Below are 12201 nucleotides of genomic sequence, written 5' to 3'. Positions count from 1 at the left end.
TTTATCTTCTTGTTTTCTTGTCATCATCAGTATGGCCTTTGTACGTACGGGTTGGAGCGAACTCACCCAGTTTGTGTCCGACCATGTCCTCAGTCACGTATACTGGTACGTGTTTACGACCGTCATATACGCCAAATGTGTGTCCGATGAATTGCGGGAAAATTGTAGAGCGACGGGACCAGGTTTTAATAACGTTCTTTTTACCGGAAGCGTCCATCTCTTCTACCTTTTTCAGCATGTAGCCATCAATGAATGGCCCTTTTTTCAAACTGCGACTCATGTGGAGATCCTCCCTTCAAACGTAGCTATTGTGCATCCGCAGATGCCTCACGAAGTTATGCACAGTGTGTATTACTTCGTGCGGCGGCGAATGATGTATTTATCAGAAGCTTTATTTTTCTTACGCGTTTTGTAACCAAGAGTAGGTTTACCCCAAGGTGACATTGGCGATTTACGTCCGATTGGAGCACGACCTTCACCACCACCGTGAGGGTGATCGTTAGGGTTCATTACTACACCACGAACTTCTGGACGTTGTCCCAACCAACGGCTACGACCGGCTTTACCGATTTTGATGAGCTCGTGGTCTTGGTTACCAACAGATCCGATTGTTGCGCGGCAAACTTTCAGAATACGACGAACTTCTCCGGAAGAGAGACGAACGGAAACGTATTTATCTTCTTTACCAAGCAATTGAGCTTCTGTACCAGCAGCACGAACCAATTGTCCGCCTTTACCTGGTTTCAACTCGATGTTGTGGATAACGGTACCTACTGGAATGTTTTCGAGTGGCAGTGCGTTACCGATTTTGATGTCAGATCCAGGACCGGAGAAGATTTGATCTCCAACTTTCAATCCTTTTGGAGCGATGATGTAACGTTTCTCACCATCAGCATAGTGGATCAGGGCGATGTTTGATGTACGGTTCGGGTCATACTCGATCGTAGCAACGCGGCCCGGTATTCCATCTTTAGTACGTTTGAAGTCGATGATACGGTATTTACGTTTGTGTCCACCACCGTGGTGACGAACTGTAATTTTACCTTGGTTGTTGCGGCCTGCTTTTTTGCTCAGTGGGGCCAACAACGATTTCTCCGGCTGATCTGTGGTGATTTCCTCAAATGTAGATACGGACATGTTCCGTCTTGCCGGGGATGTCGGTTTATACTTTTTGATTGGCACTGGGTTTCCCTCCTTACTTCAACAATTTCAATTATACAGTTTCAAAGAACTCAAGCGTTTTGCTGTCTTGTGTCAGTGTTACAAACGCTTTTTTCCATTCGCTAGTATATCCGGAATAACGACCGTACCGTTTTGGCTTAGCTGGAACACGAAGAGTGTTCACGTTTTTCACTTTTACGTTGAAAATAGCTTCCACGGCTTTTTTGATCTCGGTTTTGTTTGCACGGATATCGACTTCAAATACATATTTCAAGTCATTCATCATGTCAGCAGTACGTTCCGTAATAATCGGACGTTTAACAATATCACGAGGATCCTTCATTACGCGAGCACCTCCTCTACCTTCTGAACTGCTTCTTTCGTAATGATCAGTTTGTCGTGCGCAAGCACGTCAAGAACATTAATGCCGTCAGCTGCTACGAATTTCACGCCAGGAATATTCCGTGCGGAAAGAGCCACATTATCATCATAGCTAGGAGCTACGATCAAAGCTTTGCGTCCAACTTTCAAGTTGTTCAAGATGGCTGCAAACTCTTTAGTTTTAGGCGTGCTCAGTGAGAGAGCGTCCAAAACGATAATGTCGTTGTCGAGCACTTTGGATGAAAGAGCTGATTTGATCGCCAGACGGCGAACTTTCTTAGGCAGTTTGTACGCATAGCTCCGTGGTGTCGGACCAAATACGATACCGCCGCCTTTCCATTGTGGAGAACGAATCGAACCTTGACGAGCACGACCTGTACCTTTTTGTTTCCAAGGCTTACGTCCACCGCCACGTACTTCAGAACGTCCTTTTACTTTGTGGGTACCTTGACGAAGGGAAGCGCGTTGCATAAGCACTGCATCGTAAAGAACGGATGTGTTCGGCTCAACTCCGAATACTGCATCGTTCAGTTCAACTTCGCCCACTTGGCTACCATCTACATTGTAAACTGATACTTTTGGCATTTTGTGTTCCTCCTTTCTTCAGTGGTTATTTTTTCACCGTTTCTTTAACTTTTACAAGACTGTTTTTCGGTCCAGGAATGGAACCCTTCACGAGCAACACGTTACGCTCAGCGTCTACTTTAACAACTTCAAGACGTTGGATAGTAACAGTCTCATGCCCCATGTGTCCTGGCAAGTGTTTGCCTTTAGGAACGCGGTTAGCTTGGATCGAACCCATCGAACCCGGGCCACGGTGATAACGAGAACCGTGAGACATAGGTCCAGTGCTTTGTCCCCAACGTTTGATTACGCCGGCAAAACCTTTACCTTTAGAAATACCCGTTACGTCAACGAATTCGCCTTCTGCGAAAATGTCAGCTTTCAATTCTTGGCCAACTTCATATTCCGCGATGTTGATGCCGCGAAGTTCACGAACGTAGCGCTTAGGGGCAGTATTCGCTTTTTTAGCGTGTCCTGCTTCTGGCTTATTGGCATTTTTCTCTTTCTTATCGGAATAACCGATTTGAACTGCTTCATAGCCATCGTTCTCAATATCTTTCTTTTGCAAAACAACACAAGGTCCTGCTTCGATAACCGTTACTGGAACTACGTTACCTTCAGGGGTAAACACTTGAGTCATTCCAAGTTTTTTTCCTAAGATACCTTTCATGTTGACACCTCTTTTCCTTTATACATGGTCTTTGTTGCTTTATATTACAGTTTGATTTCGATATCTACACCGGACGGCAGATCCAAGCGCATCAAGGCATCCACAGTTTGTGGAGTCGGGTTAACGATGTCGATCAAACGCTTATGTGTGCGTTGCTCGAACTGTTCCCGAGAATCCTTGTACTTGTGTACCGCACGAAGAATAGTAATGATTTGTTTTTCAGTTGGAAGCGGAATCGGACCGGATACACCTGCACCCGAACGTTTTGCTGTTTCAACAATTTTCTCCGCGGATTGATCAAGAATTCTGTGGTCGTAAGCTTTCAAACGAATACGAATTTTTTGCTTTGCCATTTTAGTCCCTCCTTCTATCGCCCAATTTATTATCGGACATACTCCGTGAAAATTTTCCAACATCCCTCCCATGGCAAAGGGGCCGGGTGTGCCAGTAACCTCTCACATCATCGCAACGTCTCAGAACAACATTCATTATTATATAGAAAAAATGGGCGTATTGCAAGCATATTTAAGAAAAACATTTAAACTAATCTTTTCAATAGAATCGAGGTTGTTTAATGTGCTGTTATCTTAGCTATGCAAGCTGCCTTAACCGATCTCTTTTATATATTTGAATGTCCTTCTTCGTTATGACGCAGGTTCCGAATCCTTTATACATAATAAAAGAGTTCTTTATCCGATGTCGGATAAAGAACTCTTCCGAAGCTTCGTTACAATACAATGTTACTCGTTACAGTACACTGTTGCATATGCTTATTCAGCAGTAAGCTGAATTATTTTTGGATGGATGCTACTGCACCGGCACCAACTGTACGTCCACCTTCGCGAATCGCGAAACGTGTACCTTCTTCAATCGCGATTGGATTGATCAGTTGTACAGTTACTGTGATGTTGTCGCCTGGCATTACCATTTCAGTACCTTCTGGCAGGTTGATGATACCTGTTACGTCAGTTGTACGGAAATAGAATTGTGGACGGTATCCTGTGAAGAAAGGTTTGTGACGTCCACCCTCTTCTTTAGTCAGAACGTATACTTGAGCTGTGAATTCTGTGTGTGGCTTAACAGAACCTGGTTTGGACAATACTTGTCCACGCTCGATGTTGTTACGATCAACACCACGCAGCAATGCGCCGATGTTGTCACCCGCTTGAGCGGAATCCAGCAATTTACGGAACATTTCAACGCCCGTAACTACGGATTTTTTAGTTTCTTCGTGGATACCCACGATTTCGATTTCTTCACCGACTTTAACAGTACCACGCTCTACACGACCTGTAGCAACTGTACCACGACCAGTGATGGAGAATACATCCTCAACTGGCATCAAGAATGGTTTGTCAGTGTCGCGCTCTGGAGTTGGGATGTAAGTATCGATCTCTTTGAACATCTCAACGATTTTTTGAGCCCACTCACCATCAGGGTTTTGCAGAGCTTCACGAGCGGATCCACGAGTGATTGGAGTATCGTCACCTGGGAACTCATATTCGTTGAGCAGGTCGCGAACTTCCATTTCAACCAATTCCAACAACTCTTCGTCTTCAACCATGTCGCATTTGTTCAAGAATACAACGATGTAAGGTACGCCTACTTGACGGGAGAGCAAGATGTGCTCACGAGTTTGTGGCATTGGGCCGTCAGCTGCGGATACTACCAGGATAGCTCCGTCCATTTGTGCCGCACCAGTGATCATGTTTTTAACATAGTCGGCGTGACCTGGGCAGTCTACGTGAGCGTAGTGACGAGCGTCAGTTTCGTACTCAACGTGAGCTGTGGAGATTGTGATACCGCGTTCGCGCTCTTCTGGAGCTTTGTCGATTTGATCAAATGCGATTGCTGCACCACCGTAAGTTTTGGACAATACAGTTGTGATTGCAGCAGTCAGAGTTGTTTTACCATGGTCGACGTGACCGATAGTACCAATGTTAACGTGTGGTTTATTACGTTCGTATTTAGCCTTTGCCATTTGAACGTGGCCTCCTTAAAATGTTAAATTTTATGTTTTCACTGGACGATAAGGCTCAGAACATTAATCCTATGCACTTTCGTCCAGTGTGAGAAAACTACTCGGTGCCTTTTGTTTTGGCAACGATCTCTTCAGCGATGCTCTTAGGAACTTCTTCATAGTGAGAAAGCTCCATGGAGAATACGCCGCGACCTTGAGTACCGGAACGAAGAGTTGTAGAGTATCCGAACATTTCAGACAAAGGTACCTTAGCACGAATGATTTGAGCTCCACTACGGGAATCCATACCTTCGATGCGGCCACGTCGGGAGTTAAGCATACCCATAACGTCACCCATGTACTCTTCTGGAACGGTTACTTCTACTTTCATGATTGGCTCAAGCAAAACCGGACTACATTTGTCTTTCGCTGCTTTCAGCGCCATGGATCCGGCAATTTTAAATGCCATTTCGTTGGAATCGACATCATGGTAAGATCCGTCTACGATAGTAGCCTTAACGTCAACAAGCGGGAAGCCTGCGATAACGCCGTTTTTCATTTGTTCTTCAATTCCTGACAGTGCAGGTTGAATGTATTCTCTCGGAACAGATCCACCGACAACCTTACTTTCGAACTGGCTGCCTGTACCTGGCTCGAGTGGTTCGAACTCAACCCATACGTGACCGTATTGTCCACGACCACCGGATTGACGAACGAATTTACCTTCAACACGCGCTGGTGCACGGAATGTTTCGCGGTAAGCTACTTGTGGTTTACCCACAGTAGTTTCAACCTTGAATTCACGACGCATACGGTCGATGATGATATCAAGGTGAAGCTCACCCATACCTGCCAAGATTGTTTGGCCTGTTTCTTCGTCAGTGTGAGCACGAAGAGTTGGATCCTCTTCAGTCAACTTACCGAGAGCAACGCCCATTTTATCTTGGTCAGCTTTGGTTTTAGGTTCAACAGCGATTTCGATAACCGGATCAGGGAAGTTCATTGATTCCAGGATAACCGGGTGTTTCTCATCACATAGTGTATCACCTGTACCTGTATCTTTCAAACCAACTGCAGCTGCAATGTCACCGGAGTAAACTTCAGTGATTTCTTGACGGCTGTTCGCATGCATTTGAAGGATACGACCGATACGCTCACGTTTGTTTTTAGTTGCATTCAATACGTAAGAACCGGATTGAAGAACACCGGAGTATACGCGGAAGAATGTCAATTTACCAACGTAAGGGTCAGTCATGATTTTGAAGGCCAATGCGGAGAATGGCTCTTCATCGGAAGACTTGCGAACTGCTTCTGTTCCATCTTCAAGGAGACCCTTGATTGCTGGAACGTCAACAGGAGCTGGCAAGTAGTCGATAACAGCATCCAACATCAGTTGAACACCTTTGTTACGGTAAGAGGATCCACAGATAACTGGGAAGATCTTAACTTCAACAACACCTTTACGGAGAGCGGCTTTGATCTCATCAACTGTGATCTCTTCGCCTTCCAGGTATTTCATAGTCAATTCTTCGTCAAGTTCTGCAACCCGCTCAACCAATTCGTTGCGGAGTTCTTCAACTTGATCTGCAAATTCCGCAGGAATTTCGGTTTCTTCAATATCTTGACCAAGGTCATCTTTGTACATATGAGCCTTTTGTGCAACGATATCAATGATACCTTTGAAATCATTTTCAGCGCCGATCGGAAGTTGGATCGCAACTGCGTTCGCTTGAAGGCGATCACGCATGTCGGAAACAACGTTCAGGAAGTCAGCACCGATGATATCCATTTTATTTACGTAAGCGATACGAGGTACGCCGTACTTGTCAGCCTGTCTCCATACGGTTTCGGACTGAGGCTCAACGCCTTCTTTCGCACTGAATACACCAACTGCTCCGTCCAATACACGAAGGGAACGTTCAACTTCAACAGTGAAGTCAACGTGTCCCGGGGTATCAATGATATTAACGCGGTGGCCCTTCCAAGCAGCGGTAGTCGCAGCGGAAGTAATCGTAATTCCGCGCTCCTGTTCCTGTTCCATCCAGTCCATTGTCGCAGCGCCTTCGTGAACTTCACCGATTTTGTGCGTACGGCCTGTGTAGAACAAGATCCGCTCAGTTGTCGTGGTTTTACCCGCATCAATATGAGCCATGATCCCGATATTACGTGTATTTTTCAAGGAGAACTCTCTAGCCATGAAATGGGTCTCCCTTCAAAATTGAAGTTATTATTGTGAACTGAATCCTACCAACGGTAGTGAGCAAACGCTTTGTTCGCCTCAGCCATTTTGTGCGTGTCTTCACGTTTTTTAACGGAAGCGCCTGTGTTGTTGGAAGCATCGATGATCTCAGCCGCCAAACGCTCTTCCATTGTTTTCTCACCGCGGTTGCGGGAGTAGTTCACGAGCCAACGTAAACCCAAAGCAGTACGTCTCTCTGGTTTTACCTCGATTGGTACTTGGTAGTTGGCACCGCCGACACGGCGAGCTTTAACTTCCAGGACTGGCATGATATTCTTGATTGCTGTCTCAAATACTTCCATCGGGTCATTACCCGTGCGTTCTTGGATCAACTTGAACGCATTATACAGAATGCTTTGAGCAACACCGCGTTTTCCGTCGAGCATGATGCGGTTGATCAAACGAGTAACCAACTTGCTGTTGTATACCGGATCTGGCAACACGTCTCTTTTCGTAACTGGACCTTTGCGTGGCATGGATATCCCCCTTTCTTTCTTGTTAAGCCGATCCTTATCCTCTGGGCCTTAACCCAGAAAGATATTTAGGATTGCTTCTTATAATGTGTTAGGCTTTTTTAGCTTTAGGACGTTTAGCACCGTATTTAGAACGAGCTTGCATACGGTTGTTCACGCCTGCAGTATCAAGTGCACCACGAACGATGTGATAACGAACCCCTGCAAGGTCCTTAACTTTACCTCCGCGAATCAAAACAACACTGTGCTCTTGAAGGTTATGTCCGATGCCCGGGATATAAGCAGTTACCTCGAGACGGTTCGTCAAACGAACACGGGCATACTTACGAAGTGCAGAGTTCGGTTTACGTGGAGTCATTGTACCTACACGAGTGCAGACACCACGTTTTTGTGGGGCACTGATGTTAGTTGATTCACGTTTCAAAGCGTTAAACCCTTTTTGCAATGCTGGTGATTTGGACTTTTCAACTTTAGCTTGACGTCCTTTGCGTACCAGTTGGTTAATAGTTGGCATGTGATTGCCACCCCCTTCCTCAATTGTTCATGTTTCTTTATAAACCTCTTTTCGCTAAGTCCACAGACCCAGGCGGTTCATAAAAAGACAAATGAAAAGTTTTTGCCTTGGAGAATCACTAAAAAGTTCTCGGACAAAAACGTTCCTTACCCTATCATTTTGCGACAGCAGCCATTGCTGCTCCCACTCCAATCCCGCAAGCTTTGCCGAGATTTTTCATTGTGTCCACTCTCGTGTACTTTACGTTGTGTTGTTCACACAAAGCAATGATTTTGGAAGTGAGCTGCGGATCACTATCTTCAGCCACATAGACCTCAGCAGCCATTCCTGACTGGACCATCCGCATGGTCTGTTTAGTACCTATTTTGACATGAGCATCTTGCAGGCCTTTTTCATTAGACATTGTTCATTCCTCCGAATAGGACATATACAATCAGCTGCTCACGCACCTTTGATATATTAGCATCTAGCGCAAGCAATGTCAATGCTAATCCCAAAACATTTATTCAAAGATTTCGCACATCAGGAAACGTCCGTCTGTATTATACAACCGTCCGCTCCCTGACGCACAAAACTTCTATCCCTCACTCTAGCGAGAGAAAATCTATTTAATCAACAGAAACCGGCTCAAGTTCTTCTACTGAAGATTGGCCATCTTCCGGCTCAGCAAACTTGATGCTGCGGTAGCGGTTCATACCTGTACCAGCAGGGATCAGTTTACCAATGATTACATTTTCCTTCAGACCGAGCAACTGATCGACTTTACCTTTGATCGCTGCATCTGTCAGTACACGTGTAGTCTCTTGGAATGACGCCGCAGAGAGGAAGGAGTCTGTTTCCAGGGACGCTTTTGTAATACCGAGCAGGATTGGTTTTGCAACCGCCGGCTCTTTATCACTAAGAATCGCTGTTTTGTTAGCTCTTTCGTACTCATGCGTATCCACGAATGAACCCGGCAGCAGCGTTGTATCTCCTGCATCAACGATGCGGATTTTACGCAGCATTTGACGAATCATAACTTCAACGTGTTTATCGTTGATTTCTACGCCTTGGTTACGGTATACGCGTTGTACTTCCTGCAAAATGTAGTTTTGTACGCCACGTACGCCTTTAATGCGCAGCATTTCTTTTGGATCGATAGAACCGTCCGTCAACTCGTCGCCTGCTTCAATTTCCATGCCTTCGCTTACGCGCACACGGGAACCGTAGGTAACAGAGTATACTTTGGATTCTGCTTCACCTTGAATTTCGATCTCGCGACGATCTTTTGCTTCGCGAATCTCTTTGACAATACCATCAATCTCACTGATCGTTGCTTGACCTTTAGGATTACGGGCCTCAAACAACTCTTGGATACGCGGCAAACCTTGCGTAATATCGTCTCCGGCTACACCACCGGTATGGAATGTACGCATTGTAAGCTGTGTTCCTGGCTCACCAATGGATTGGGCAGCAATAATACCAACTGCTTCACCGATCTCCACATGTTTACCAGTCGCCAGGTTGCGACCGTAACATTTTTTGCAGACACCGTGACGAGCGCGGCAGCTGAGTACGGAACGGATTTGCAATTTGGTTACACCCGCTTTGATGATCGCCTCTGCTTTGTCAGAGTCAATCAGTTCATTGCGATGTGCGATAACTTCTTTTGTTTCCGGATGACGAACAGTCTCGAAGCAGTATCTGCCTTCAATACGGTCATAGAGATCTTCAATAACCTCTTTACCATCCTGAATGCGGCTTACCGTAAATCCTTTATCTGTACCACAATCATCTTCACGCACGATCACGTCTTGTGCCACGTCTACGAGACGACGAGTCAGGTAACCTGAGTCGGCTGTACGCAGAGCCGTATCGGCCAAACCTTTACGGGCACCGTGAGTCGAGATAAAGTACTCGAGTACCGTCAGACCTTCACGGAAGTTCGATTTGATTGGGAGCTCGATGATACGACCGGACGGGTTGGCCATCAGACCACGCATACCGCCCAATTGGGTGATCTGCGATTTGTTACCCCGTGCTTTGGAGTCAACCATCATCATGATGGAGTTGTAACGATCCATCGACTTCATCAGAATCTCGGTGATATCATCTTTCGATTTCGACCAGATATCAATGATGCGGTCATAGCGCTCTTCGTTCGTGATCAGACCACGACGGTACTGGTTCGTAACGATTTGTGCTTTTTCTTCGGATTGTCTAAGGATATCTGTTTTTTCATCTGGAACGATAACGTCCGACACCGCAACCGTAATACCGGCACGAGTGGAGTATGTGAACCCGAGTTGTTTGATTTTATCCAGAATAACGGCAGTTTCCGTTGTATGGTAAATTTCGAAACAACGAGCGATGATTGTACCCAGATATTCCTTACCAACACCACCTGCTAGAGGTGCGTTCATGATCGCTTCTCTCAGGTCAGTCCCCTTCTCATAAACAAAGAAATGCTCCGCAGTACCTTGGTAGAGGTTCGAACGAGTTGCATCATTGATATAAGGGAAACTTGCCGGGAAGATTTCGTTAAAGATGATTTTACCGACAGTTGTCAGCAACATTGCATCTTGTTGTTTCTCAGTAAAGCTTGTTTTGCCAAGCGCTTTAACCGGAATCGCTACGCGTGCGTGCAACCCAGCAGTACCACGTTGATACGCAGATACAGCTTCGTTAACTGTACGCAGGATCATGCCTGTTCCCTTTTCTTCCTTGTTGTCCATAGTCAGGTAGTAAGAACCCAAAACCATATCCTGGGAAGGGGTAACAACCGGTTTACCGTCTTTCGGGTTCAAAATGTTACCTGATGCAAGCATCAGGATACGTGCTTCCGCTTGTGCCTCAGCGGACAACGGAACGTGCACGGCCATTTGGTCACCGTCAAAGTCGGCATTGTATGCTGTACATACAAGCGGGTGAAGACGAATAGCTTTACCTTCAACCAGAATCGGTTCAAATGCCTGGATACCGAGACGGTGAAGCGTAGGGGCACGGTTCAGCAGAACCGGATGCTCCTTGATTACTTCTTCAAGAACATCCCAAACTTCAGGACTTACACGCTCTACTTTACGTTTCGCGCTCTTGATATTGTGGGCAAGCCCTTTATTTACAAGTTCTTTCATAACGAAAGGCTTGAACAGTTCAAGTGCCATATCTTTTGGCAGACCACACTGATACATTTTCAGGTAAGGTCCGACAACGATAACGGAACGACCGGAATAGTCAACACGTTTACCGAGCAAGTTTTGACGGAAACGTCCTTGTTTACCTTTCAGCATGTGGCTGAGAGATTTCAATGGACGGTTACCAGGACCCGTTACCGGGCGTCCGCGACGGCCGTTGTCGATCAATGCGTCAACAGCTTCCTGCAGCATCCGTTTTTCGTTTTGCACGATAATGTCTGGTGCACCCAGATCAAGCAGACGTTTCAGACGGTTGTTCCGGTTAATTACACGGCGATACAGATCATTCAGGTCAGACGTTGCAAAACGTCCACCATCCAGTTGTACCATTGGGCGAAGTTCCGGCGGGATAACAGGAAGTACATCCATGATCATCCACTCAGGTTTGTTACCCGAGTTGCGGAAAGCTTCAATAACTTCCAAACGTTTGATTGCACGGTTACGACGTTGTCCTTGTGCAGTGCGGAGCTCTTCCTTCAGGAATTCAAGCTCTTTGTCCACATCAAGGTCTTGAAGCAGTTTCTTAACCGCTTCTGCACCCATGCCAGCCTGGAACCCATATCCGTATTTTTCACGGTAGCTGCGATATTCCTTCTCGGACAACAGCTGTTTTTTCTCCAGTGGAGTTTCTCCTGGATCAGTTACTACATAAGATGCAAAATAGATAATCTCCTCAAGTGATCTTGGAGACATATCCAAAGCGAGACCCATGCGGCTCGGAATACCTTTGAAGTACCAGATATGCGATACCGGAGCAGCGAGCTCAATATGGCCCATCCGTTCGCGGCGTACTTTTGCACGTGTTACTTCAACGCCACAACGGTCACAGACAACGCCTTTATAACGGACGCGTTTGTATTTACCACAGTGACATTCCCAGTCTTTCGTAGGGCCAAAAATCTTTTCGCAGAACAGCCCTTCTTTTTCCGGTTTCAACGTACGATAGTTGATCGTTTCCGGTTTTTTCACTTCTCCGCGGGACCAAGAACGAATTTTTTCTGGGGAAGCAAGCCCGATCTTCATGTATTCGAAATTGTTGACGTCCAACAAGGAGCAACCCTCCTTA

Annotated in this window: 12 protein-coding genes; all 12 read right to left on the bottom strand. The window is 46.0% G+C overall.

Annotated features, from left to right (window positions below):
* Position 1 precedes the first annotated feature (1 nt).
* The 12 genes from rpsS to rpoC all read right to left on the bottom strand — a co-directional run bounded on the left by rpsS (position 2) and on the right by rpoC (position 12185).
* The gene (gene rpsS, locus AB3N00_RS30090) at positions 2 to 280 is read right to left on the bottom strand and encodes a 30S ribosomal protein S19 (protein WP_413037741.1); all 279 of its coding nucleotides are present in this window, start codon (positions 278 to 280) and stop codon (positions 2 to 4) included.
* A gap of 71 nt (positions 281 to 351) precedes the next feature.
* Positions 352 to 1182: a 50S ribosomal protein L2 gene (gene rplB / locus AB3N00_RS30085; RefSeq protein WP_175394094.1), complete on the bottom strand. Its 831-nt coding sequence runs from the start codon at positions 1180 to 1182 to the stop codon at positions 352 to 354.
* A 31-nt stretch (positions 1183 to 1213) separates the two neighbouring features.
* A complete protein-coding gene (rplW, locus tag AB3N00_RS30080; RefSeq protein WP_024633586.1) occupies positions 1214 to 1504 on the bottom strand; it encodes a 50S ribosomal protein L23 in 291 nt (96 codons plus the stop codon).
* Positions 1504 to 2127, bottom strand: a complete 624-nt coding sequence (gene rplD / locus AB3N00_RS30075) for a 50S ribosomal protein L4 (RefSeq protein ID WP_095293419.1) — start codon at positions 2125 to 2127, stop codon at positions 1504 to 1506. Before rplD ends, rplW begins: the two co-directional genes overlap by 1 nt.
* A gap of 25 nt (positions 2128 to 2152) precedes the next feature.
* Positions 2153 to 2776, bottom strand: a complete 624-nt coding sequence (rplC, locus tag AB3N00_RS30070) for a 50S ribosomal protein L3 (protein ID WP_175394095.1) — start codon at positions 2774 to 2776, stop codon at positions 2153 to 2155.
* A 44-nt stretch (positions 2777 to 2820) separates the two neighbouring features.
* On the bottom strand, positions 2821 to 3129 hold the full coding sequence (gene rpsJ, locus AB3N00_RS30065) for a 30S ribosomal protein S10 (RefSeq protein ID WP_017692074.1): 309 nt from the start codon (positions 3127 to 3129) through the stop codon (positions 2821 to 2823).
* A gap of 437 nt (positions 3130 to 3566) precedes the next feature.
* Positions 3567 to 4757, bottom strand: a complete 1191-nt coding sequence (gene tuf, locus AB3N00_RS30060) for an elongation factor Tu (RefSeq protein ID WP_175394096.1) — start codon at positions 4755 to 4757, stop codon at positions 3567 to 3569.
* 97 nt (positions 4758 to 4854) lie between these two features.
* The gene (gene fusA / locus AB3N00_RS30055) at positions 4855 to 6933 is read right to left on the bottom strand and encodes an elongation factor G (RefSeq protein WP_413037740.1); all 2079 of its coding nucleotides are present in this window, start codon (positions 6931 to 6933) and stop codon (positions 4855 to 4857) included.
* A gap of 47 nt (positions 6934 to 6980) precedes the next feature.
* Positions 6981 to 7451, bottom strand: coding sequence for a 30S ribosomal protein S7 (rpsG, locus tag AB3N00_RS30050; protein WP_056697679.1), 471 nt, complete (start codon positions 7449 to 7451; stop codon positions 6981 to 6983).
* Between the two features lie 88 nt (positions 7452 to 7539).
* Positions 7540 to 7962 carry a 30S ribosomal protein S12 gene (rpsL, locus tag AB3N00_RS30045; RefSeq protein WP_017692070.1) on the bottom strand — a complete coding sequence of 141 codons (423 nt, stop codon included), beginning with the start codon at positions 7960 to 7962 and terminating at the stop codon, positions 7540 to 7542.
* 154 nt (positions 7963 to 8116) lie between these two features.
* A complete protein-coding gene (locus tag AB3N00_RS30040; RefSeq protein ID WP_175394098.1) occupies positions 8117 to 8365 on the bottom strand; it encodes a ribosomal L7Ae/L30e/S12e/Gadd45 family protein in 249 nt (82 codons plus the stop codon).
* A gap of 205 nt (positions 8366 to 8570) precedes the next feature.
* Positions 8571 to 12185 (bottom strand): DNA-directed RNA polymerase subunit beta', encoded by a 3615-nt coding sequence (gene rpoC / locus AB3N00_RS30035; protein ID WP_175394099.1) that lies wholly within the window; start codon positions 12183 to 12185, stop codon positions 8571 to 8573.
* Between the last annotated feature and the right edge of the window lie 16 nt (positions 12186 to 12201).

Origin of the sequence: Paenibacillus xylanilyticus, from assembly GCF_047246825.1 — a bacterium.
Classification (GTDB): domain Bacteria; phylum Bacillota; class Bacilli; order Paenibacillales; family Paenibacillaceae; genus Paenibacillus; species Paenibacillus xylanilyticus_B.
This window is presented reverse-complemented; position numbering and strand designations above follow the sequence as displayed.

Excerpts from the sequence above, each read along its gene's own strand:
- rpsS (WP_413037741.1), bottom strand. The coding sequence starts at position 280 with ATGAGTCGCAGTTTGAAAAAAGGGCCATTCATTGATGGCTACATGCTG.
- rplW (WP_024633586.1), bottom strand. The coding sequence starts at position 1,504 with ATGAAGGATCCTCGTGATATTGTTAAACGTCCGATTATTACGGAACGT.
- rplD (WP_095293419.1), bottom strand. The coding sequence starts at position 2,127 with ATGCCAAAAGTATCAGTTTACAATGTAGATGGTAGCCAAGTGGGCGAA.
- rplC (WP_175394095.1), bottom strand. The coding sequence starts at position 2,776 with ATGAAAGGTATCTTAGGAAAAAAACTTGGAATGACTCAAGTGTTTACC.
- rpsJ (WP_017692074.1), bottom strand. The coding sequence starts at position 3,129 with ATGGCAAAGCAAAAAATTCGTATTCGTTTGAAAGCTTACGACCACAGA.
- tuf (WP_175394096.1), bottom strand. The coding sequence starts at position 4,757 with ATGGCAAAGGCTAAATACGAACGTAATAAACCACACGTTAACATTGGT.
- fusA (WP_413037740.1), bottom strand. The coding sequence starts at position 6,933 with ATGGCTAGAGAGTTCTCCTTGAAAAATACACGTAATATCGGGATCATG.
- rpsG (WP_056697679.1), bottom strand. The coding sequence starts at position 7,451 with ATGCCACGCAAAGGTCCAGTTACGAAAAGAGACGTGTTGCCAGATCCG.
- rpsL (WP_017692070.1), bottom strand. The coding sequence starts at position 7,962 with ATGCCAACTATTAACCAACTGGTACGCAAAGGACGTCAAGCTAAAGTT.
- AB3N00_RS30040 (WP_175394098.1), bottom strand. The coding sequence starts at position 8,365 with ATGTCTAATGAAAAAGGCCTGCAAGATGCTCATGTCAAAATAGGTACT.